The 20,839-nt window shown below is 72.0% G+C and carries 21 protein-coding genes; 10 read left to right on the top strand and 11 right to left on the bottom strand.

Going from position 1 to position 20,839, the window contains the following annotated elements; translation table 11 throughout:
* The first annotated feature begins 4 nt into the window (after positions 1 to 4).
* The gene (locus AB0C12_RS34045; RefSeq protein WP_360554085.1) at positions 5 to 892 is read left to right on the top strand and encodes a histidine kinase dimerization/phosphoacceptor domain-containing protein; all 888 of its coding nucleotides are present in this window, start codon (positions 5 to 7) and stop codon (positions 890 to 892) included.
* Between the two features lie 256 nt (positions 893 to 1,148).
* Positions 1,149 to 1,811 (top strand): response regulator transcription factor, encoded by a 663-nt coding sequence (locus AB0C12_RS34040; protein ID WP_360554083.1) that lies wholly within the window; start codon positions 1,149 to 1,151, stop codon positions 1,809 to 1,811.
* Positions 1,812 to 1,836: 25 nt separating this feature from the next.
* On the opposite strand, the gene AB0C12_RS34035 is transcribed toward AB0C12_RS34040, so the two are convergent.
* Positions 1,837 to 2,322, bottom strand: coding sequence for a hypothetical protein (locus AB0C12_RS34035; RefSeq protein ID WP_360554081.1), 486 nt, complete (start codon positions 2,320 to 2,322; stop codon positions 1,837 to 1,839).
* A gap of 139 nt (positions 2,323 to 2,461) precedes the next feature.
* Here AB0C12_RS34035 and AB0C12_RS34030 point away from each other — a divergent pair, with 139 nt between their 5' ends.
* Together AB0C12_RS34030 and AB0C12_RS34025 are read left to right on the top strand one after the other, a co-directional pair.
* Positions 2,462 to 3,055: a hypothetical protein gene (locus tag AB0C12_RS34030; protein ID WP_360554079.1), complete on the top strand. Its 594-nt coding sequence runs from the start codon at positions 2,462 to 2,464 to the stop codon at positions 3,053 to 3,055.
* A 205-nt stretch (positions 3,056 to 3,260) separates the two neighbouring features.
* Positions 3,261 to 6,851, top strand: a complete 3,591-nt coding sequence (locus AB0C12_RS34025; RefSeq protein WP_360554077.1) for an NACHT domain-containing protein — start codon at positions 3,261 to 3,263, stop codon at positions 6,849 to 6,851.
* 76 nt (positions 6,852 to 6,927) lie between these two features.
* Here AB0C12_RS34025 and AB0C12_RS34020 read toward each other — a convergent pair whose 3' ends face one another.
* Genes AB0C12_RS34020 through AB0C12_RS34010 form a run of 3 tightly spaced genes read right to left on the bottom strand, consistent with a single transcriptional unit; the run spans position 6,928 to position 8,868 of the window.
* Complete coding sequence (locus AB0C12_RS34020) at positions 6,928 to 7,404, bottom strand: hypothetical protein (RefSeq protein WP_360554075.1); 477 nt, start codon at positions 7,402 to 7,404, stop codon at positions 6,928 to 6,930.
* 17 nt (positions 7,405 to 7,421) lie between these two features.
* The gene (locus AB0C12_RS34015; RefSeq protein WP_360554073.1) at positions 7,422 to 8,099 is read right to left on the bottom strand and encodes a DUF4253 domain-containing protein; all 678 of its coding nucleotides are present in this window, start codon (positions 8,097 to 8,099) and stop codon (positions 7,422 to 7,424) included.
* A gap of 46 nt (positions 8,100 to 8,145) precedes the next feature.
* A complete protein-coding gene (locus tag AB0C12_RS34010) occupies positions 8,146 to 8,868 on the bottom strand; it encodes a hypothetical protein (RefSeq protein ID WP_360554071.1) in 723 nt (240 codons plus the stop codon).
* Positions 8,869 to 9,004: 136 nt separating this feature from the next.
* Between AB0C12_RS34010 and AB0C12_RS34005 the strand changes: the two genes are divergently transcribed.
* Complete coding sequence (locus AB0C12_RS34005) at positions 9,005 to 9,457, top strand: helix-turn-helix domain-containing protein (RefSeq protein WP_360554069.1); 453 nt, start codon at positions 9,005 to 9,007, stop codon at positions 9,455 to 9,457.
* Between the two features lie 33 nt (positions 9,458 to 9,490).
* Here the strand turns inward: AB0C12_RS34005 and AB0C12_RS34000 are convergent, their stop codons facing one another.
* Together AB0C12_RS34000 and AB0C12_RS33995 are read right to left on the bottom strand one after the other, a co-directional pair.
* Positions 9,491 to 12,277 (bottom strand): AAA family ATPase, encoded by a 2,787-nt coding sequence (locus tag AB0C12_RS34000; protein ID WP_360554067.1) that lies wholly within the window; start codon positions 12,275 to 12,277, stop codon positions 9,491 to 9,493.
* A gap of 57 nt (positions 12,278 to 12,334) precedes the next feature.
* Positions 12,335 to 13,126, bottom strand: coding sequence for an alpha/beta hydrolase (locus AB0C12_RS33995; protein WP_360554065.1), 792 nt, complete (start codon positions 13,124 to 13,126; stop codon positions 12,335 to 12,337).
* Between the two features lie 123 nt (positions 13,127 to 13,249).
* Here AB0C12_RS33995 and AB0C12_RS33990 point away from each other — a divergent pair, with 123 nt between their 5' ends.
* The 4 genes from AB0C12_RS33990 (at position 13,250) to AB0C12_RS33975 (ending at position 15,618) form a co-directional block, all read left to right on the top strand.
* On the top strand, positions 13,250 to 13,828 hold the full coding sequence (locus tag AB0C12_RS33990; protein WP_360554063.1) for a DUF2975 domain-containing protein: 579 nt from the start codon (positions 13,250 to 13,252) through the stop codon (positions 13,826 to 13,828).
* Between the two features lies 1 nt (position 13,829).
* A complete protein-coding gene (locus AB0C12_RS33985; RefSeq protein ID WP_360554061.1) occupies positions 13,830 to 14,069 on the top strand; it encodes a helix-turn-helix transcriptional regulator in 240 nt (79 codons plus the stop codon).
* Between the two features lie 113 nt (positions 14,070 to 14,182).
* On the top strand, positions 14,183 to 14,581 hold the full coding sequence (locus tag AB0C12_RS33980; RefSeq protein ID WP_360554059.1) for a hypothetical protein: 399 nt from the start codon (positions 14,183 to 14,185) through the stop codon (positions 14,579 to 14,581).
* 119 nt (positions 14,582 to 14,700) lie between these two features.
* A complete protein-coding gene (locus AB0C12_RS33975) occupies positions 14,701 to 15,618 on the top strand; it encodes an aminoglycoside phosphotransferase family protein (RefSeq protein WP_360554057.1) in 918 nt (305 codons plus the stop codon).
* Here AB0C12_RS33975 and AB0C12_RS33970 read toward each other — a convergent pair.
* Genes AB0C12_RS33970 through AB0C12_RS33955 form a run of 4 tightly spaced genes read right to left on the bottom strand, consistent with a single transcriptional unit; the run spans position 15,608 to position 18,857 of the window.
* Positions 15,608 to 15,919 carry a hypothetical protein gene (locus AB0C12_RS33970; RefSeq protein ID WP_360554055.1) on the bottom strand — a complete coding sequence of 104 codons (312 nt, stop codon included), beginning with the start codon at positions 15,917 to 15,919 and terminating at the stop codon, positions 15,608 to 15,610. The genes AB0C12_RS33975 and AB0C12_RS33970 overlap by 11 nt on opposite strands.
* Before the next feature lie 31 nt (positions 15,920 to 15,950).
* A complete protein-coding gene (locus tag AB0C12_RS33965; protein ID WP_360554053.1) occupies positions 15,951 to 17,201 on the bottom strand; it encodes an endo-1,4-beta-xylanase in 1,251 nt (416 codons plus the stop codon).
* Between the two features lie 55 nt (positions 17,202 to 17,256).
* Positions 17,257 to 18,276 carry an NADPH:quinone reductase gene (locus AB0C12_RS33960; RefSeq protein WP_360554051.1) on the bottom strand — a complete coding sequence of 340 codons (1,020 nt, stop codon included), beginning with the start codon at positions 18,274 to 18,276 and terminating at the stop codon, positions 17,257 to 17,259.
* On the bottom strand, positions 18,273 to 18,857 hold the full coding sequence (locus tag AB0C12_RS33955) for a helix-turn-helix domain-containing protein (protein WP_360554049.1): 585 nt from the start codon (positions 18,855 to 18,857) through the stop codon (positions 18,273 to 18,275). The genes AB0C12_RS33960 and AB0C12_RS33955 overlap by 4 nt, the downstream gene beginning before the upstream one ends.
* Before the next feature lie 82 nt (positions 18,858 to 18,939).
* Between AB0C12_RS33955 and AB0C12_RS33950 the strand changes: the two genes are divergently transcribed.
* Positions 18,940 to 19,803 (top strand): hypothetical protein, encoded by an 864-nt coding sequence (locus AB0C12_RS33950; protein WP_360554048.1) that lies wholly within the window; start codon positions 18,940 to 18,942, stop codon positions 19,801 to 19,803.
* Positions 19,804 to 20,191: 388 nt separating this feature from the next.
* Here the strand turns inward: AB0C12_RS33950 and AB0C12_RS33945 are convergent, their stop codons facing one another.
* Complete coding sequence (locus tag AB0C12_RS33945; RefSeq protein ID WP_360554047.1) at positions 20,192 to 20,824, bottom strand: class I SAM-dependent methyltransferase; 633 nt, start codon at positions 20,822 to 20,824, stop codon at positions 20,192 to 20,194.
* Positions 20,825 to 20,839 lie beyond the last annotated feature (15 nt).

Here is a 20,839-nt window from a genome sequence, read left to right as displayed (position 1 = left end):
CCCGATGAACGTGCTCGCCGCGCTGGTCGCGTTCATCTTCGCTGTCCTCGGGGCCAGCCTCAGCACCGAGGGCATCTTCCGGCCGGACGAGCTGCTTCCCGGCGCGATACTGAGCCTGGTCGCGAGCGTGGCCCTGTTCGCGGCCGCCCGCCGGCCGCGAGCGGCGACCGCCCTGGCGATCTGCTGCGCGGCCGCCGCCTGCGCGGCCGGCTACCTGCCGACACCGTTGCTGCTGGCCCCGCTGATCGGCTGCCTGTACCGGCTGACGGTGCTGCTCGGCCCGAAACCGGCCGCCTGGTGGACCGGGACCGCGGTGAGCGCGGTGATCCTCGGCGGGGCGACGACCGACGCGACCCCGACGGGAGGGTCCGTGCTCCTGCGGACCGTCGGCGTCGCCCTGTGGCTGCTTCCGGCGGTGTTCGCCGGCCGGATGACCCATGCGTACCTGCAGATGGTCGAGGCCCGCGCCGAGGAGGCGGAACGCCGCCGGGACGACGACGTACGCCGCCGGGTGAGCGAGGAACGCGTGCGCATCGCCCGTGACCTGCACGATGTGGTCGCGCACCACCTGGCCGTGGCCCACGCGCAGGCCGGGACCGCGGCCCACCTGCTGGCCCAGCGTCCCGAGCAGGCACGCGAGCTGCTCGCCGGGCTGAGCGGCTCCACGTCGGCCGCGCTGCGGGAGCTCAAAGCGACCGTCGGGCTGCTCCGGGACCCGGGCGACGACTCCTCGGCGGGCACCACCCCGGCGCCCGGCCTCGACCAGCTGCCGGAGCTGGTCCAGGCCTGCCGGGCGGCCGGGATCGACGTCCACGTCGTCAACGAGGGACGCCGCGGCGGCTGCCGCCGCTGGTCGAGCTCACCGCGTTCCGGATCGTCCAGGAAGCCCTGACCAACGTCACCAGACACGCGGTCGGCCCGGTCGTCACCATCGGCCTGGCCTACGACGAGGACACGTTCCGCGCCCAGGTGGTGAACACCTCGGCCCGGCCCGCTCCGGCCGGAACCGGAGGCTACGGACTGATCGGCATGCGGGAGCGCGCCCTCGCGGTGGGCGGGTCGGTCCGGGCGGGCCCGGAGGGCCTTGACCGGTACGCGGTCGCGCTCACGATCCCCCTGGCCCCATGGCAGGAAGAACAGGTATCCCGATGATCCAGATCCTCCTCGCCGACGACCAGGCGTTGCTGCGCTCGACGTTCCGCATGCTGATCGACTCCGGCGACGACATGACAGTTGTGGCCGAGGCCGCGAACGGCGAGGAGGCGGTCGAACTCGCCCGGCGGCACCGGCCGGACCTGGTGCTGATGGACATCAGGATGCCGGTCGTCGACGGGCTGGCCGCAACCCGGCGCATCTGCGCCACACCCGAACTGACCGGCACCCGGGTGCTGATCCTCACGACGTTCGAGACCGACGAGTACGTGGCCCGCGCGCTCGAGGCCGGGGCCAGCGGGTTCCTCGGCAAGGACGTCACCTCGGAGGGGCTGCTGGCCGGGATCCGTACCGTGGTCGGCGGGGAGGCCCTGCTCTCGCCGGCGGCGACCCGCACGCTCATCGACCGCTTCCTGTCCGGTCCCGGCATCGTCGGCGAGCTACCCCCGGGCTCGCTGGCCGCGCTGACCGACCGGGAACGCGAGATCACCGCCCTGGCCGCCCACGGCCTGTCCAACCAGGAGATCGCCGAGCGGCTGGTCGTGAGCCCGCTGACGGTCCGGACCCACATCCACCGGTCGATGACGAAGGTCGGGGCGCGTGATCGTGCCCAGCTGGTGGTCGTCGCCTACCTGCAGGGGCTGGTCCGGGTGCGGTGAGCGGCGGCCGCCGTAACGCCACCGGTCACGGCCAGGACTCCGGGGGTGGGCCGAACGCGCGACGACCGGCCCGTACGGCCAGAGCGGCGAGCGCGGCGTTCGCGCCGCCACCGATCACAGCGCCGATACCGAACGGGGCCACGCGGCCGAGGACGATGATCCCCTGCTTGGTCCCGTACTTGGTGACGAAGTGCCGGCCCAGGACCTTGTTGATCTGACGCAGTGTCTCGGCGGGCACCTTCGCGACAACCTGACGCCCCCAGTGCTGTCCCGTACGCTCGGCGACCTTGGTGATGGTGGCCGAGCCGCTCCCGCCGAGCATGATTCCCATGACGATCGTCCGGCGGCGTTCGACCTTGTCGATGAGCACTCCGTGAACTTCGGCGATCGAGAGCGCGAAGAGGGCGCTCATCTCCAGGGACGACAGGGCCTCGCCTGCCGACAACGCCAGCGCGACTCCCGTGCCGACTCCGGGAGCAGCCGCGGCTCCCCCGAGGTCACCTGTCACCACGCCTTGAACTCCTTCGGTCATCAGATCCCGCCGAGTCTCCCACCCCGTTGGAGCGACAAGTGGTAACCCGGACGGGTGACAGGGCGACAAATCGCCTCCGGGTCGCGTCATGAGCGGTCGGGTTCGAGCTCTCCTCGATATGGCAATGTTTCCGAACTTCCTCCGCAAGGCGGCGATGGCCGGCCTGGCCGTCTCCGCGATCTCTCTGCCCGTTCTCGGCGGTTCCGCTTCGGCGGCGCCGGTGAGCCCGGCCGCTCCGGCGGCAGTCGTCAAGGCGCCGGCACTCAGCCCGGCCGCCAAGATGTTCATGCGGCGTGACCGCAATGCAGTGTGCATCAACGCGCACGTCCAGAACATCGGCTGGCAGGGCTGGCGCTGTTCCAGCAACCGCCGGGCCGCGCTGGCCGGCACCGTGGGCCAGTCCCTGCGGCTCGAGGCGCTGTCGATCTCGACCCGCCGTACCGGTGGGGTGTGCGCCCAGGCGCACGTGCAGAACCAGGGCTGGCAGCGCACCCGCTGCACCGGTCGCAACGACACGGTGACCGTCGGGACCCAGGGCCAGTCCCTGCGCCTCGAGGCGCTGCGTCTGAGCACCCGTACGGGCATCTGCGCCCAGGGCCACGTGCAGAACATCGGCTGGCAGAACTGGCAGTGCTCGCGCCGCAGCGGGCAGGTCGAGATCGGCACCGTCGGCCGGTCCCTGAGCCTCGAAGCAGTGCGCGTCCGCGTCTGACCCGTCCCTGATAGCGGATACGCCTGCGGAAGCCCTCCGACTTCCGCAGGCGTATCCGTGTTTCGCCGGCGGACCTTCGATGCGGCCGTGGCCACGTCGCGGCCGGCTGTCGGCTACCGGACTCGATTCACCCGATGGAGCCGCTCGGCGCCCGAACGGGGTGTCGCTCCCTTAGCCTTGTCCCTCCGATGGTGTGGGAGGGCTGGTGCGGCGATCGCAATGGGCGGTGACGCTGGTTCCCATCGTGATCGGGTTGGTCACGAACATCGCCTCCGGTGCGCTACCCCCTTCCCCGTGGCTGGTGCTCGCCTGGCCGGTCCTGTGTCTGTTGTGGCTGGCGTGGACCCTCATCGACTACCGGCACTCGCGGGTCCGGGATCGCGCGCATCCCACCCCGGTGGCCGGCGCCGCCCGGGTGACGGCGGCGGTCGGCGCGCTGCACGAAGCGGTGCATGCACAGTGGACCGGCGAAGCGGAGATCCGGGGCCTGTCGCCGGCCGAGCCGTTGCCACTGACGTGGACGACGACGAAGCTACCGGGTTTCCCGCCGGTGGCCGACGCCTTCACTGTCCGGCCGGCCCAGGGAGAACCCCGGCTGATCGGCCTGCGCGGCGGCATCGCCGATCTGCTGCGAACGTTCGTCGCCTTGCGGCACCGGCACCTCACGGTGCTCGGCGAGCCCGGCGCCGGCAAGAGTGCCCTGGCATTGCTCTTCACCCTGCACCTTCTTCAGCTGCGTCAGCAGGATGACACTCTGCCCGTTCCGATGTTGCTGTCGCTCTCGTCCTGGCGTCCGCACGAGGAACACCTGCGTGCGTGGGTGGCGCGCCGGATGGCCGAGGACTACCCCGCGCTCGGCGACGTCGAGCGCTTCGGTGCCGACGTCGCTGCGACGCTGCTGCGGGAAGGCCGCCTGGTGCTCGTGCTGGACGCCCTCGACGAGCTTCCCGAGTCCTGGCACGCCGCGGCGGTGCGGCACATCGACAAGGCGATCGGTGCTCCCTTCCCGGCCGTGCTGACCTGTCGGAGCGACGCCTACCGAACGGTCGTCCGCGAGCACGGCGTGGTCTCCGCCACGGCACTGGTGGTGGAGATCGAAAAGGTGCGTACGGCGGAAGCTGTCCGGTTCCTGGCGCAGGGTCGATCCACCGATGATGCCGGCTGGCAGCCGCTGCTCTCCGAACTGGATCGACATCCGGGCGGCATCCTGGCCCAGGCTCTGCGTACCCCGCTCACCGTGGCGCTGCTGAAGAGGGCCGATCCGTCGCTCGACCCGGACCGGTTCGCCGATCCCGAAGCCATCGAGAAGCATCTGCTGGCGACATTCGTGCCCGCCGCGTACGCCCGGCCCGGGCCGCTGCCCCCGGGCACCAAGCCGCCCCCGCCCTCGCCGTTCCCGGCCATGGCCGCGCAGCGCTGGCTGACGACCATCGCGGTGCACCTCGTCGACCGCGGTGGTTACGAGGTCCGCTGGTGGCAGCTGTACGAGTTGGCGCCACAGCGTCCGCTGCGCGTGTTCGCCGGCATCCTGGCCGGATCATTCGCGGCGGCCGCGCTCACCACGGCCGCCTGGCTGATGATCGGCGCGACGGACACCGGCGCCCCGGACGCCGCCCTGTTGGCCGGGGTGGTCGGCGGCGCGCTCCTCGGTAGCTACGTAGGGGTGGCCGACAGATCGCCGGACCAGCCGAGCCGGCTGCACCTGCGCAGCGCCTCGCCGGCCGGTGGCCGCCGCCCGCGGGGCGCGCGCCGGTTCGGCGCCACGCTCCGCGGCGGCCTGACCGCCGGGCTGGCCACCGGTCTGGTCGCCCAGGCCACGTACTCGGCGGCGTTCGGCGTTTCCGACACGGGACCCCTCGCGCTGATGCTGGGGCTGATGTTCGGTGCGGTGGCCGGCCTCGCCCTGGGCATCTCCGGCTGGCTGGGCCAGCCCGCCGACTGTGTCGAAGGACCCGCACCGCTGTCCCTGCTGCGCAGCGACCGGGCGTTCACGCTGCTCCGGTTGGGACTGTTCGCCGCCATCTTCGGGGTGGTCGCCGGCGTAGCCGCCGGCTCGGTCGCCGGAGCGGACGTCGGCCTGCGCAACGGCCTGGCGGCGGCACTGCTCGGACTCGTCGTGGCGCTGGCGCGGGGCCTCGGCGCCTGGGGATGGTTCGTCCTGGCCCGGGTGTGGCTGGCAGTCCGGCGCCGGACACCGTGGCGGCTGCTCGCGTTCCTCGATGACGCGCACACCCGGGGCGTCCTGCGCCGGGCCGGTGGCGTCTACGAGTTCCGGCACTCGACCTTGCGGGACCAGCTGGCCGGCACCTCTTCGGTCCCGGCGCCCGAAGCCGCCCCGACGATGGTCGGCCGCGCGCCGAAGTCCGGCCGGCGAACACTTCTCCCGCTCCGCGCGCGCCTGGCCACCGTGCCGGCGGCCGCGCTGGCGACGCTGGTCGCCGGGATGTTCCTCGGCGCCGGCCTGCCGGTCATCGCCAGCCCGCAGGCCGATTGCGGTGGCCTCTTCGACACCGACGTACGCCTGCTCCGCGACGGTTTGACCAGCGAATGCGTGGGCGTCACCGACGGTTCGGTGGTGTTCGACCGGACCCTGGCCGAGGTCCAGCACCGCATTCTCCAGGAGAACGTGCTGGTGGCCCGGCAGAGCCGGAAGCACGTACAGGTGGCGTTGCTGACGCCCATGACGGCCGCGCCGGACGCGCCGGCGGACATCGCCCGGATCAGGCACAGCCTCGAAGGCGCGTACATCGCGCAACAGAAGATCAACACCGGCGGCGGCGCCGTCGCCGTTCAGCTGGTCCTCGCCAACGCGGGCAGCCGCCAGTCGCAGTGGCAGCCGGTCGTACGCCAACTGATCGATCGCGCCGACGACAGCAACCCGCTGGTCGCCGTCATCGGGCTCGGCCTGAGCACCGCCCGGGCCGCCTTCGCCGCCGAGCAGCTGCACGCGGCCGGCATTCCGCTGATCGCCGCGACGACGCCCGCGGACGTCTTCGGTGCTCACGCCGGATCCGGGATCGCCTCGGCGGCCGGCAGCACCGCGGACGCCGTCCGGGAGCTGCGTCGCGTCGTCGACCTGACGTACTCGTCGCGGCGGCCGGTGCTGGTCGTCGCGGACACGGACACCGACCCTTACTCGCGGACGACCGCCTCGGAGTTCCGGCGCCAGTTCCCGCAACCCGACGAACCGGTCATCGTCGTGGAACGGGACTCGGCCTTCGGACGTGGACCGTCGTACGACGACGTCCGGACGACCGTCTGCTCGGCCCGGGCCAGTCACGTGCTCTACGCCGGCCCGCCGCCCGGCCTCCCGGCCCTGATGCAGGCGCTGAGCAACCGGTCCTGCACCGGCACGACCCTCACGGTGCTCGCCACCGCGACGACACTTCCGGACGCCGGCCTGCCCGACACCGCGCTGGCCGCCGCCGGGCTTCAGCTGATCGCCCTCACCCGGGCCGAGGCCGGCCCGGTGACGCGGCCGGACCTCGCGCCGCCCGCGCTCCGGGAGCTCGTCCGGCAGCACGGATACGTCTTCGGCAGGGGGCCGGACGCGTTCAGCGATGGAGCGGCGATCCTGCACCACGACGCCCTGCAGATCGCCGCGGCCGCGATCAGGCTCACCGTCGCGGAAGGCGGCCCCCTCACGGCACGCGCCGTCCTCGGCCACCTGGACGATGCGCAATTGCCGCCCGGCCAACCAGTCCGTCCGCCGAGCATCGGCCCCCTCGCCGGGACGGTTGCGGTGCTGTGCCGACCACGTACGGCGCGATGCCCGCGCCTGCCGGAGTACCGCTGACGGCGTACCCGCCGCCGGTTCGTCCGGCACCGCGTCCCCATCGGCCGGTATCCAGGTTGAAGGCTGCCCGGAACGGTCACGGAGGGCTCCCGCTCCGGATGACGACGACGCCGGCGGGTTCGGCGGACGGCCACAGGTCGAGGCGGTAGTGAAGGTGCGGGCCCGGCGGCAGGTGCGAGATCCGGATCCGGTACTGCCCGGCCGGGATTTCAGCACGGTGCTGCGGCCCGGGCGTCTCCGTGCAGCCGAAGACGTGTACGGCGCCGCTCGGCACGGCGAGATCTGCCTCCACGACGTGCTCCGCCCCTGCGAGCACCGGCGGACTGGTGCGATGCACCCGCAGGGCCGTCTCGACCTGGTCGCTGCGGGCCGTCCCGATCGCGATCGAGCACGGCCCGTCCACGCCGATGCGCCACACGTCGACCGCCTCGGTCGACCACGGCTCGGGCCAGTCGTAGTCCTCGCGCTCCTCGGCCGTGAGCTGCCCGCCGACATCCTGTACGTAGAACTGGGCGTGATCCGCGAAAACGACAGCACGGCGTACGCGATCCACCGGTCCTTCTCCAGGAGTTACGGACGGTTGTAGAGGCACCAGTGGTCCAGCTCGCGGAGGGCCCGGGCATAGGCCCGCACCGTGGTCCGCGCGGTCAATCCCGCTATCGCCACGTGTTCGAGCGCCAGTCGCTCGGCGTCCGCCGGCTCCGTCGGCGGCCGGGGCACCGTGAAGCCGTTGGCCAGTCCGATCGTGGTCGGGGCGGCGCCGTACCGCTCGTGCCATCGGCGGGCCACGGCCAGCACCAGGTCGCCCGGAGTGCCCCAGCCGCCGTACGGATCCAGGTAGGCGAAGGCGGCCCACGGCTCCGGACGGGGCAGGATGACCAGCAGTTCCGGATCTCCGTACCCGGTCACGTCGTAGCCGTCGAGGTAGTAGCCCTCGTCGCCGGTGCCCAGCAGCTCCTGGTCCGGGTGGTGGAAACTGTGCAGGCGGCCCAGTTCGGCATCGACGTCGGCGGTCCGGGCCCAGGCGATCAGGTCGCTCGGGCTGCGGTCGTGATGGAAGTCGGGATCCAGGACCGCCTCGCTGTCGAAAACCAGCACGGGATTGTGGTCGGGGAGGCCGGCGCGTGCGGCGCGCAGCAACTGCTGGGCGTCGCCGCTCGCGTGGACCACGATCACCGTCTCGTCGTGGATGCGTACCTCTTGCGCCGGACGGGTTTCGAGCCCGGCAGCCCGAAGGATCTTGTCCACCACGTCACGGTAGTCATCGACCGCGACCCGCCGCGGGGCGGCACGGCTACCGGACGGTGATGTCGGCGATGTCGATGGAGATGAAGATCGGGCCGGGCCGGGAGGTGTTGTCCTCGGCGGTCGGGACCGCGTACCGGTGGGTGGCGAAGACCAGGCCGGAAACCGTACGGTGCGCCTCGGTGTAGTGCGCGGTGACGACAGGCGCCCGGCCGATATCCACGCGATAGTCGTGGCGGCGCTGCAACCCGGACTCGTCGAAGTAGAACGTCTGCTCCGGACTGTGAGTGGCGATGTCCGCGGGGAAGGTGACGTGGAGCCGGCGCCACCGTTCGCCGGCCTCGTCCCACGGCCGGCCCTCCTCGGTCTGAACGGCCGGGAGGGTCAGCAGGTACGGCGCGGTGAGATAGTTCCAGAGGGCGTAACCACCGAAGTAGAGGGCGTGGAGCTGGTCCCAGGCACTGGTGCGGTCCATGTCGGCGAAGGCGTCCCGTGGCCGGCGAAGCTCCTGGAGCACCGTGCCGTCCGCGTCCTCGATGGCGACGCGGCCGGGCGTGTAGACGCCCACCAGTCCGGGTCCGGTGAAGTTCCGGAAGACGGCGTGCTGGCGGTGCACGTCCAAGGTCACGTCGGTGTCGGCGAAGATGTCGGCCTGGCCGCGCCGGGCCAGCGCGAGACCGCCGACAGCGGCGCGGGCGTGGATGGTGGCGGACCGCTGCCAGCGGTCCGCGCCACCGTGGGCCAGCAGGGCCAGGTCCAGCAGATCGTTCATAGTGGCGCTCGCTTCCAGGTCGCAGGTGGTCAACCGCCTTCAGCGACCAACCCTAACAAGCTGACTTCGTATTCTGAAGTCAGGATGCCCCGACGTGACGGGCATCATTTTTTGAAGCCAGGGGTACGATCGTCGGGTGCCTGCCAGCCCGCCCCCTGCCGACCAGCCCTGCCCGATCGCCCGGTCGGTCGCCGTCCTCGGCCAGAAGTGGAACCTTCTCCTGCTGCGCGAGGCGTTCCTCGGCCGTACCCGGTACACCGAGTTCCAGCGCCTCGGCGTGCCGCCCGCAACGCTCGGCGCGCGGCTGGACGCCCTCGTCGACGCCGGCCTGCTCAGGCGGCACACCTACAAGGAGGACGGGGAACGGCCCCGCGACGAGTATCTGCTCACCGAGGCCGGCCGCGACGTGCTGCCTGTTCTCGCCGCGCTGATCGAATGGGGCGAGGCCCATCTGCCACTGCCGAGCGGTGACACCATCGCGTACGCCATGAGGTCCGCCGACGGCCGCCCCGTACGCCTGGAGTTCGTCGACGACCAGCAGGCCGTCGTCGGGGCCGATGCCGTGACGGTCGCGCGACAGGCGCGCTGAGCGCTGGACGGCGACGGTCATCGCTCGACGCCGCTACCGTCCGGTGACTGATGACGGCTGGGGCACGGACAGCTCACCCTGGTCGATCAGCGCCTCCGCGAGCTGGTTGCGCGAGGTGATGCCGAGCTTCGGAAAGATACGGTACAGGTGCGAGCCGACCGTCCGGTGCGACAGGAACAACCGCTGGCCGATGTCGCGGTTGGACAATCCCCGGGCCGCCAGCTCGGCGATCTGGGACTCCTGCGGCGAGAGCAGCTCGCGAGGCTTCGCGGTGGGCCGCCAGCCGCGTTCGCCGGTCGCTCGCAGCTCCTGATCGGCGCGTTGGGCCCAGGTGTGGGCGCCCACCGCGTCAAAGGTCGTTCGCGCCGCCCGCAGCGGTTCTCGTGACTGCACGACGCGTCGTTGCCGGCGCAACCACAAGCCGTAGGCCAGCTGGGCCCGCGCGCGATGCCAGGGCAGTCCGGAGCCCGCACCGTCGACGGCGGTGTGGAACAGGGACTCGGCCGACGCGCGGTCGGCCAGCACGGCTCGGGAGTACTCGAGGGCGATGGTCGATCCCGTCGAGGGCGACGCCCCGGCCAGCCGCTCCATCGAGCTCAGCGCCGAGCGCGCCTCCTCCCGGCGACCGGTACGGACCGCGGCGTCGGACAGGTAGCTGAGCGTCCACATCTGCTGCATCCGCTGAAAGGCCGGATCGGCCGGGACGAACACCCGGTGCAGTTCGCTGAACGCCTGCTCGTGGCGATTGCCGCCCAGTTCGGCCAGACCCCGGGCGAGCTGGACGCCGGCCAGCAGGGACGACGTGGCGTTCGGGGTGCGCAGCGCCGCCCGCTCGGCCTCCTGGAGCAGGTCGTGCCGGGTGCCACTGTCGTTGGCCACCGCGTCGATGAGCGCGACGGCGATACGGGCGGTGGCGGCCCACATGGACTGGCCTGTCTCGTCGGCGAGCCGCATGGCCTCGTCGGCGGACCGGGCCACGTCGAAGACGCCGAGGTAGATCTCGGCCCAGGCGCGTACCGCCAGGGCTTCGGCCAGCAGGCTCATCCGGCCCTGGGCGCGCAACTCCTGGATGGGTGTGGACAGGAAGGCGACGGCCCGGCGGAAGTCGCCGGTGCAGAAGGCGGCGATGCCCAGCAGGCCGGCCAGGTCCGGGCGTCCGCCCGCATCGGCGGGCCAGCTCGCGAGCTGCTCGATGACCGTCGGCCCCTGCTCGTGGGACTCCGACAACGCGTAGATGGCCAGCAGTCGGGGGTCTTCGACCGGTACGCCGGTCCGCTGGGCAGCCGTGACGATCTCGTGCCGCAGTTGTGCCCCGGGGTCGCGCCACCACACTCTGCGGGCGGCGCCCACGAGCAGCTGCACGGCGAGGTCGATGTCCCGGGTACGCGTCGCGTGCGTCGCCATGTCGACCAGGCGGCGCACTTCGGCCGGCTCGCCGGTGGAGCCGTCGTGGAAAACGCCTTCCAGCCACGTCAGCCGGGACTGGTCGCGGTCCCGCAGCGTCATGACACTGACCTGCTGCTTGATCTGCTCGACGTGGTGATAGCGACCCAGTTCGAACCCGAGTTCGGCCGCGCTGAGCAGACGGGCGGCCTGGGCCTGCGGGTCCGGGCTCAATGCGGCCGCCCGTTCGAGCCAGGCGGCTGCGACGGCGACGGCTCCGCGGCCCTGGGCGTGGTCGGCGGCCTCCTCGAGCTCGGCCGCGATCCGCTCGTCCCGTCCCGACACCGAGGAGGCCCGGTGCCACATCGCGCGGTCCGGATATCGGGCCAGGACGCGGGCGAGAGCCGCGTGTGCCTGCCGGCGGGTGGCCGGCGGCATGGCGTGCCGGAGGGCCGACCCGACCAGGGGGTGGGTGATCCGGTACCGCTCGCCGACCATGGTCAGCAGCCCGTGGGCGAACGCCGGCCGGACCATGACCACATCCACCGGCGAACCGTGCAGAATTCCCGCGGCGTCGAGGACGTCGTCCAGGTCGTCGCCGTCGTCGACCGCGGCGATCGTCAGCACCGCACGGACGGCCGGATCGAGGTCCTCGGCCCTTGCGGCGAACGCCCGTTCCAACCGCGTGGTCATCGGCAGATCCTCGTCGCGCTCCGGGCCCGCATATCGGCCCGACTGCAGAGCCGCGGCGAACTCCAGCAGGGCTAGCGGGTTGCCCCGGGCCTGGCGCAGCACCCGGTCGCGCATCGCCGACGGCAGCCGGGGGGCCCGCGCGTCCAGCAACGCGCCCGAGGCGGCCTCATCGATGCCCGCCAGCTCGATCCGCTCGATCGTGGGACCGTCGGCGAACGGCGTCGTTCCGGGCCGGGAGGCGCACAGCACGCTCACCGGCTCGCCGGCGATCCGGCGGGTGACGAACGCCAGCGCGTCCACGGACGGCTGGTCCATCCAGTGCAGGTCGTCGAGGCACACCAGGACCGGTTGCCGCCCCGCCGAGTCGATGACGAGCTCCAGCCCGGCCAGGAAGGCGAAGAACGGATTCACCTCGGTCGAGTCGCTCATGGCGAAGCACGCCAGCAGGGCGTCGCGCTGCATCGCCGGCAGCCGGTCGGCGCGCGGCAGCAACGGGCGCAGCAGCTGGTGCAGGCTGGCGAACGGCAGGTGCGTCTCCGACTGGTTGCCCCGCGCGGTGAGCACGGTGAAACCCAGCGTCCGGGCCCGTTCGGCCACCTCCGTCTGGAGCGCGCTCTTGCCGACCCCGGGGTCACCGACGAGCCAGATCGTGCGCCCGCCGACGTCACTGCCGGTCAGCGACGCGAGGAGGAACCGCAGTTCGTCGTCCCGCCCGACCAGCGGCTGCCCCGGGGTTGTGCTCACCCGGTAGAGCATTCAGCCGGTGACGCCCCCTGTCCAGCTACCGCACGGGGCGATACCTCACAGGTCCTGCTGCTTCAGCCAGGTCAGTGTCGTCTCGGCGACCTCGTGCCAGCCGGCGTCGATGGTCAGGGAGTGCGCCTTGTCGGGGAAGTCGACGATGTCCGTGACGGCGTGCGAGTGGCGGTACTGCTTGAGGGTCGCTCGCACCACGGTCTCGGGCACGGTGTGATCCTTGCCGCCCGCGATCAGCAACAGTGGCCCGCGGGACTCGTTGCCGGTGTCGACCTTGGCCGGCGAGTGCGGGTTGAAGTTCGCCGCGGCTGCCTCGAACAGTGGCTTGCCGGGGGCGGGAATCGACCACCGGTCGTAGAGGTCCCGGGATTCCTGCTCGGTGACGGCGTTACCGAAGGCGTACCGGAACTGCTCCGGAGTGAGGGAGACCGCCCGGTTCTTGTTGGCCGGGTTGCCCAGCACGGGGAACCCGGACCGCAGGGCTGACAGGGGCAGCGGCAACACGCCCTTGATCTGGGCGGCGTCGACAGCGACCGCGGCCGCGCCGAGGTCGAGGCCGAGCAGCTTCTGAGCGATCATGCCGCCGAACGAGTGCCCGATCAGGATCGGCTTGGTGGCCAGGCCGCCGATGAGCCCGGCATAGTGCTCGACGACGTCATCGATGCCGTGACCGGCCAGCGCATCCGGGTTCTCCCGGGTCTGCTCGACCGTCGCGGCGTCACCCGGCCAGCCCGGCGCCGTCGCCTCGTAGCCGCGCTCGTTGAACAACTCGATCCAGGGCTGCCACGACGACGCGTGCAGCCAGAGGCCATGGATGAAGACAACCGGAACGCTCATGGCGGCCAGTCTCCGCGCCCTCGGACCAGCGGGCTTCAGTCATGTGACTGCAAAGAGCTCTCTTGACAGATCGGTGGGGCTTATCGATTATCAATACATCGATAATCGATAAGGAGATGGGTCATGGTCGAGCGCCACCGCCCGTTCGCCCGCATCCGCAGCTTCCTCCGGGTGCTGATACTGACCGACGTCGTGGCCATTCTCGGCCAGGTCGTGCAGCTCGACGGCCCGGCCACCCGCCGTTTCGACGTGCTGCCGACGGCGCTGCCGGTCGGGCAGCCGTCCACCGAGCTGCGCATCCAGGCCGTGAGCGTGTCGATCCAGGACCCGACCGCCTACCAGACCGTGCTCGACCTGCTCTCGGGTCCGCTCCCGCTGGCGGTCGGCACCCTGCCGATCATCTGGTACGCCCTGCGCCTCATCGACCGCATCACCGCCACGCAGCCGTTCACCCAGGCCACCGCAACCGGCCTGCGCCGCCTCGGCGTGGTCGTCCTGAGCACCGGCGCCGCCTGCGAGATCGTCCGCAGTGTCGCCGCCTATCTGCTGGCGGCCACCGTGGTGCCGCCCGGCGCGCGGATGGTGACGGTCGACTACACCCTCAGCGTCTGGTGGTTGATGCTCGGCCTCCTGCTGCTGGCGTTCGCCCAGATCATCGGGTACGGCCGGGGCCTGCGCGCCGAGCTCGACACGGTCATCTGAGATGCCACCGGAGGAACAACACCGCGTCGTCCTGCACCTCGACGCCCTGCTCGCCCGCGAGGGCCTGACCCTCACCGAGCTCGCCGACCGGGTGGGTCTGACCCTGGCCAACCTGTCGATCCTCAAGAACGGCCGGGCCAAGGCGATCCGCTTCAGCACCCTGACCGCCCTCTGCGACGCTCTCGACTGCCAGCCCGGCGATCTCCTCGAGGTCAGCGACCGGACCGGCAGCCGCCCGTAGCGGCACTACGCAGATCTGCGTACGGGTAATGCCTGCTCCGTACGGATGCCGTCCCGGCCGGAGCCGACCAGGCTGTCGGTGAATCGCGAGAGTGACCCGAGGGAGACGGCGACATGAGCAGCAACAATCCCACCGGTTCCACCGTCAAGCCGCTACGTGCCGCGCTGGCGGCCGGCCTGATCGTGGCCGGCACCGGCGTCCTGACCCAGTACCTGGTCGGTGTGCCCGGCTTCCCGAGGATCCCGCCCGGCCCGATCATCCTGGGTGCGGCCGCGATCCTGGTCCTGGCCCTGGCGGCCCGGCGCTGGACACTGCTCGTCGGCACGGCCGCGGCCCTGTTCGTGTTCGCCGGCGGTCTGATCGAGGGTTCGGTCTGGGGCCGCCTCGGGAACCCGGGCGCGTTCGACGTCTGGATCGGGGTCTTTCTCCAGTGGACCGGCCTGGTCATCGCCCTGGTCGCCGGGGTGGCGGCAATCCGGCGGGCGTACGCCCGCGCCCGGGTCGGTGCCTGACCGGTAACGCGCTCCAAATCAAGGCTCGCGGGCAGGCCCGAGGTCAGCCGACGTGGGAGCGGTGACCACCCGTTTGCCTCACTCCGTTCGGGTCGCCCGGCCCGGGTACCGTGCCTTCCGTGATCGAGTCGGAGATCGAGGTCAGCGCGGATCTGGTCCGCGACCTGCTGCGCGAGCAGCACCCGGACCTGGCCGACCGTCCCGTCCGCGAGGTGGCGGGTGGCTGGGGAAACCAGATGTGGCGCCTCGGGGACGACCTGGTCGTCCGGATGCAGCGAATGGACACCAGCCCCGATCCCCAGCTCAAGGAGCGCCGCTGGCTGCCGGTGCTGGGCCCGCGCCTGCCGCTTCCGATCCCGGCTCCGGTGCGCCACGGAACGCCGTCCGCGCGCTTCGGGAAGATGTGGACGGTCATGACCTGGGTCGACGGCACGCCCCTGGACGAGGGGACGATCGTCCGCGGTGACCACGCCGCCGACACATTGGCGGCTTTTCTCCGAGCGCTGCACGTGGAGGCGCCCGCCGACGCGCCGGGTGCCTCGGACTTCGGCACCCATCCCAAGGATTCCAGGGGCGGATTCGAGCACTTCCTGGCGGCCGTGGACCTCGACGCCTCCGGTTTCGCCGAGGACGACATCCGGGCCGTGTGGGAGGACGCGGTGGCGACCCCGGAGTGGCCGGGTCCACGGGTATGGGTGCACGGTGACCTGCATCCGGCGAACGTCGTCATCGCCGACGGCACGCTGGCGGGCGTCGTCGACTTCGGCGCGCTCTTCGCCGGCGATCCGGCCTGGGACCTCGGGGCTGCCTGGCTGCTGCTGCCCGAGGGCGGCGCCTCGCGGTTCTTCGACAGCTACGGCCGGGTGGACGAGGCGACGGTCCGGCGGGCCCGCGGGCTGGCCGCCCTGAAGAGTCTGTTCCTGATGCTGATGGGTCAGAACGGCGACCGGGGCCTGCCCGGCGGCAAGCCGAACTGGGGACCCGCCGGCCGGTCGGCCCTTGACCGTGTCCTGAACGGCGGAGATGTCAGGTGCTGAAACCTCCGCACAGGTAGCAGACACTGACGGCCAGCCCCAGCAGCCAACCAAGCACGAGGCCCGGCGAGGACCGCGGCCCGAGGCGCCATCGCGATGCGATGCAGGCGCCCAGCAGGACGATCTGGGCGATGCCGTACGTCGTCGCGATGATGACGAGCACACCGGCCTTCTCGCCGGTGTCCAGGTCGGCATCCGGGCCACCGCCGGCGTTGACAGCCGCGATCATCGTGGCGCCGACAGCGACACCATGGCCGGCCAGAGCGACGACGGCCCCGGTCACTGCCGGCTTGGTGATCATCATGGGCGGAGTGTGCCAAACGCCCGCCAGGACGCTACTCCTCGACGTGGACCGACTCGGCGGCCTGGCCGGGACGGATGGCGAACGGGGTGCCGGACACCGTGTAGTCGCCGAAGAAGCCGCGGACCACGACTGTGCCGTCGGGGCCGGTGCGCATCTCGGTCGGTGGCAGCCACCACTGTCCCTTGATGAGGTCCTCCAGCGCGTCGTACGAGGGCTTGCGGCTGCCGTCCGCGCGCACCAGCCCGACCGGCGCACCCAGCCAGGCGCCGTCGTCGGTGAGCCCCCAGTAGTTGATCGAAGCGACGGCGGGGTGGGCCATCAGCGACCGGTAGTGCCGGACGATCTCGCCGGCCTGGCGGGCCTCCCCCTCGGGCGTCGTCGGCCAGTCCGGGATCTGGTAGTCGTTGAGATCCACGATCTCGGGCGGCATGAGGTGCCCGGACACCAGGGTGCTCTCGGTCAGGTGCAACGGCAGGCCGTAGCGGGCGAACCGGTCGAGCATGCCCCGCATGTACTCCTCACCGCGGTACCCCTGGTGCATGTGGGTCTGCAACCCGATCGCGTCGATCCGGATGCCGGCTTCGAGCACCCCTTCGATCAGGCACTCGTACGCCGAACCGAGGTCGAAGTCGTTGAGCACCAGGGTGACCGCCGGATTGGCCGCGCGGGCCTCCTCGAACGCCATCCGCACCATGGCGATCCGGCCCCGGGACCGGGCGAGCCGGGTGATGGCGTTGTCCCCGTTGGTGAAGACCGGCATGATCACGGCCTCGTTGATGGCGTCCCAGAGGTCGATCACGCCGGCGAATCCACCGGCGAGCTCGCGGATCCGGGTGCGCTGCAACCGTTCCACCTCGTCGAGGTCCAGGTCGAGCAGCCACGGCGGCTGCACCGTGTGCCAGACCAGCGGGTGACCCTTGACGGTGACGCCGCGGTCGGCGAGCCAGCGCGCGGTTCGCGTCAGCCGTTCGACGTCGGTCGTGCCCCGTCGCGGCTCGTACGGTCCCCAGTAGAACGGCAGGGTCGCGGTGTTGAACAGGTTGAGCCACAAGTCGCCCAGCCGGTCCAGGTTCAGGGCCGTCGCGCCGCCGAAGGCCGGGCCGGCCGCGTCGGGCGGCGGACCACCGACGAGGCTCACGAAGTCGAAGCCGATGTTGCCGAAAGGGAACGCGTGCCGCTGCTGGGCCACGGTGACGACCCGGTCCGACAACGGCCGGCGGTCCGGCCCGAGCACGGTGAGGGCGACCTCGCCGATCCGGTGCTGCATGCTCTCGTCAGGCACTGTCCCGTTCCTCCTGATCCTCGGCGAGCTGCTTGATGGGGGCCGGCATCGGCCGTCAGGACGCGACGTCGACCAGGACCTTGCCGACCGTGCCCTGCTCCACCGCCCGGTGCGCGTCGGCGGTGCGCTCCAGCGGGAAGCGGACCAGGGGCAGGCCGTGCTCCTCCCCGACCGGCAGGACGCCGTCACCCACGGCCGCCGCGACGTCCTCGGCGGCCGCCGCGAGCGCCTCCGGCCCCACCGTGTAGAGCACGAGGAACTGGAAACGCGTGTTCAGCATCATGTTCTGCCGGACGTCCAGCTGGACCGGTTTGCCGCCGTCGTTGGCGTACGTCGAGATCGTGCCCCGGGTGCGCAGCACGGCCAGGTCCAGGGCGAGGTTCGCGCCCAGCGCGACCTCGGCGATGATGTCGACGCCGTCCGGGGCGAGCTGCCGGATGCTCGCGACCGGATCACCCTCGCGGTAGTTGATCACGTGGTGGGCGCCGGCGGCGGTGGCCAGCCGGGCCTTCTCCGGCCCGCTGATCGTGCTGATGACGGTGGCGCCGGCCCACCGGGCGAGCTGGATGACCGCGTGCCCGACCGCACCGGCCCCGCCCGCGGCGAGCACGACCTTGCCGTCGAGCGCTCCGGGCCGCAGGCGCCGCGGCCCGTCCTCGGCGACGGTCAGCGCCCGGTGTGCGGTGAGAGCCGGTACGCCGAGCGAGGCGCCGACGTCGAACCCGACCGCGTCGGGCAGCGGCACGGCCTGGCCGGCGGGGACGACGGTGAACTCGGCGGCGGTGCCGGTCGGGCGCCCGGCCGTGGCCATGTACAGCCAGACCCGCTGGCCGACCCGGCCGGGGTCGACGCCCGCGCCGACCGCCTCGATCGCTCCGGCGCCGTCCAGATGCGGCGTGACCTCGGGGAACTGCAGAGAGTTGGTGGCGCCCGAGCGGGTCTTCCAGTCGGTGGGATTGACCCCGGACACGGTGACCCGGACGCGTACCTCGCCCGGGCCGGGAATGGGCAGGTCGCGCTCGGCGAGCTGGAGAACGTCGGGATCGCCGGTGGTGCTGTACACGATGGCCTTCATGCCGTGATTCTCCCAGGACCGGCGGTCCGGATGCCCGTCAGAACGACGTCCAGGTAGCGCCGCGTCAGCGGGGCGCGCTCGTCCGGGGTGGCGTGCACGGTGGCGGCGAAGACGACGCCGCACATCAGGCGGACGACGTCGGCATGGGTGACGTCGGGGTTGACGACGCCCGCGGCTTGGGCGCGGTCGAGCAGGTGGCCGGTCGCCGTGGTCAGGCGGGTGACCAGTTCGGTGGTCTCCGGCAGGGCGTGCGTGGTGGCGGCGAAGACGGGCTGGATGGAGGCGTCCCGCAGCTGGGCGTCGATGCCGGCGAGCAGGAAGCCGGCGAACGCCTCCCACGCGTCGTCGGCGGCGGCATGGTCGGCCCGGACGACCAGCTCCTCGAGCCCGGGACGGGCGATGGTCTCGAGCAGGGCCTCCGGGGTCGGGAAGTGGCGGTAGACGGTCGCCACCCCGATCGACGCGGCGCGGGCGACGTCGTTGAGCCGCAGGGACCCGCCGTCGTCCACGAAGCGCCGGGCCGTGTCGACGATGTGCTGCCAGTTGCGGGCCGCGTCCTTGCGGATCCGGGTGGTCGTCACGCGACCAGGATAACGGATAGCTCATCCGCTTCATGCTACGGTGAAGTGGATAAGTCATCCGTTACGTGTGAGGGGCCTGCTCATGACCATCACCAGGGGCGAGATCGACGTGGCGGGCCGGCCCCGCACGTACACGCTGGTCACTCCGCCCGGCGGCGACCACGACCGGCTGCTGCTCGTCTTCCACGGCTCCACGCAGAACGCCGGCGTGTTCCGCTCCTTCACCGGCAACGCGTTCGACCACCTGGGCGGGGCCGCCGTCGCGTACCTCGACGGCTTCCGGGGCAACTGGAACGACTCCCGCAAGGCCAGCCGTTTCCCGGCCCGGGTGCGCAACATCGACGACGTGGCGTTCGCCGAGGCAGCCGTCGAACAGCTCGGTGACGGCCGCCCGGTGTACGCGGCGGGATTCTCCAACGGCGGCGGCATGGTGATCCGGCTCCTGCACGAACGCCCCGACCTGCTCGACGGTGCCGCCGTCATCGCGGCCCAGCAGCCCGCGCCGGACAACTTCGTGCTGCCCGGCCTGCCCGTGGTGCCCAAGCCGGTGGTCCTCTTCCACGGCACCGAGGACCGGATCGTGCCGTACGGCGGCGGGCAGATGGCCGCCTGGGCCCGGTTCGCTTTCAAGGTCGGCGGCACGATGCTGTCCGCACCGGACACCGCCGCGTACTTCGCCGCGCGCAACGGCATCACCGCTGCGCCGGTCACCGTCGACCTGCCGCCCCGGGACGGGGAGCCGGGCCGGACCTCGGTGAGCCGGACCGACTACCGCCAGGACGGGCACGCCCCGGTCACTCTCTACACCGTGCACGGCGGAGGGCACACCATTCCCGGCGCGACGCCTTCGCCGAGACTGATGGGCCGGACCGCTGTGGACGTGTACGCAACCGAGGCGATCGCCGAGTTCTTCGCGCTCAGCCCGTCCGGGCGCGGAAAGCCTTGAGCGGGACCGCCGCCCACTCCCGCCGGGTGCGCAGCCGGTCCTCGGGTCGCCGACCTCGAACTCGGCGGCCGTCCGGGCGCGGGTCTCCGCGACTCCGGCGACCCTTCCAGCGCCCACTTCGACGCGTGGTAGGCGCCGATACCCGGCCCGGACCCCGCCCTCGCCGGTCACCGGCAGGAGGTGCCCGCTGCCCGGCCGGCCTGGCACGGGCAGGACGGCCTGGGTGAGCCGCGACGATCCTCGACCAGCTGGACGCGGCCGAGCGTGACCTCGCCGGCCTGTCGGCGCCGCTGGACGGAGAAATCGCCCTGGGCGGCTTCCCCACCACCGCCGTGCGGTTCGCGGCATCGAGCTGGAACCTCTGCCGGCCGGAGAGCCGGAACGCGCGTCAGGTGCCGATGGATGGTGCCGGCCGGTCGTGCTCGCTGCCCCGGTTGGTGAGGCGAAGGAGGCTGACGGCGATCCACGGACCGCTGTACCAGTGTCCGGGCCCGAGGCCGCGCACTGTGCCCTGTCCGAGGTGCGCGGCGTACTTGCGCACGAACGGGGGCGGGCCGGCGATGAACAGCCGGCCGCCGGGGCGCAGCACCCGGATCGCCTCGTCCAGCGCGCGGTGGCGCCCTTCGGCCGACGAGATGTTGTGGATGGCCATCGCGCTGGTCACGACATCGAACGAGTCGTTCGGGAAGGGCAGCGCTGTCATGTCGCCGCCGCGTACCTCGACCCGGTCGGCGCCCCCGGCCGCGGCAGCGTTGGCGAGGGTGGCTTCGGGGCGGTTGCCGCTCTGGTCCGCCGACCACAGGTCCACGCCGACGGCCCGCCCCCGCGGGAGCCGGCGGGCGGCCGCGATCAGCACCGCACCACGGCCGCAACCCATGTCCAGCACCTGCTCGTCGCCCTGGAAGGCGGCCCGGTCGAGGATGCCGTCCCAGGCGCGAAGCTTGCCGCGCAGCGTGGTGTGCAGGTAGATGCCGGTACCGGTGAGCAGTACCGCGCTGGTGGCGGCCAGAGCGCTCCGCACGTATCCCGACCTCGG

It is taken from the genome of Actinoplanes sp. NPDC048967 (assembly GCF_040649415.1).
Lineage (GTDB): Bacteria > Actinomycetota > Actinomycetes > Mycobacteriales > Micromonosporaceae > Actinoplanes.
This window is presented reverse-complemented; position numbering and strand designations above follow the sequence as displayed.

Coding starts and splice junctions, on each gene's coding strand:
- AB0C12_RS34045 (WP_360554085.1), top strand. CDS start 5: ATGAACGTGCTCGCCGCGCTGGTCGCGTTCATCTTCGCTGTCCTCGGG.
- AB0C12_RS34040 (WP_360554083.1), top strand. CDS start 1,149: ATGATCCAGATCCTCCTCGCCGACGACCAGGCGTTGCTGCGCTCGACG.
- AB0C12_RS34030 (WP_360554079.1), top strand. CDS start 2,462: ATGGCAATGTTTCCGAACTTCCTCCGCAAGGCGGCGATGGCCGGCCTG.
- AB0C12_RS34010 (WP_360554071.1), bottom strand. CDS start 8,868: ATGAACGATCTGCTGGACCTGGCCCTGCTGGCCCACGGTGGCGCGGAC.
- AB0C12_RS33995 (WP_360554065.1), bottom strand. CDS start 13,126: ATGAGCGTTCCGGTTGTCTTCATCCATGGCCTCTGGCTGCACGCGTCG.
- AB0C12_RS33990 (WP_360554063.1), top strand. CDS start 13,250: ATGGTCGAGCGCCACCGCCCGTTCGCCCGCATCCGCAGCTTCCTCCGG.
- AB0C12_RS33985 (WP_360554061.1), top strand. CDS start 13,830: ATGCCACCGGAGGAACAACACCGCGTCGTCCTGCACCTCGACGCCCTG.
- AB0C12_RS33980 (WP_360554059.1), top strand. CDS start 14,183: ATGAGCAGCAACAATCCCACCGGTTCCACCGTCAAGCCGCTACGTGCC.
- AB0C12_RS33970 (WP_360554055.1), bottom strand. CDS start 15,919: ATGATGATCACCAAGCCGGCAGTGACCGGGGCCGTCGTCGCTCTGGCC.
- AB0C12_RS33960 (WP_360554051.1), bottom strand. CDS start 18,276: ATGAAGGCCATCGTGTACAGCACCACCGGCGATCCCGACGTTCTCCAG.
- AB0C12_RS33950 (WP_360554048.1), top strand. CDS start 18,940: ATGACCATCACCAGGGGCGAGATCGACGTGGCGGGCCGGCCCCGCACG.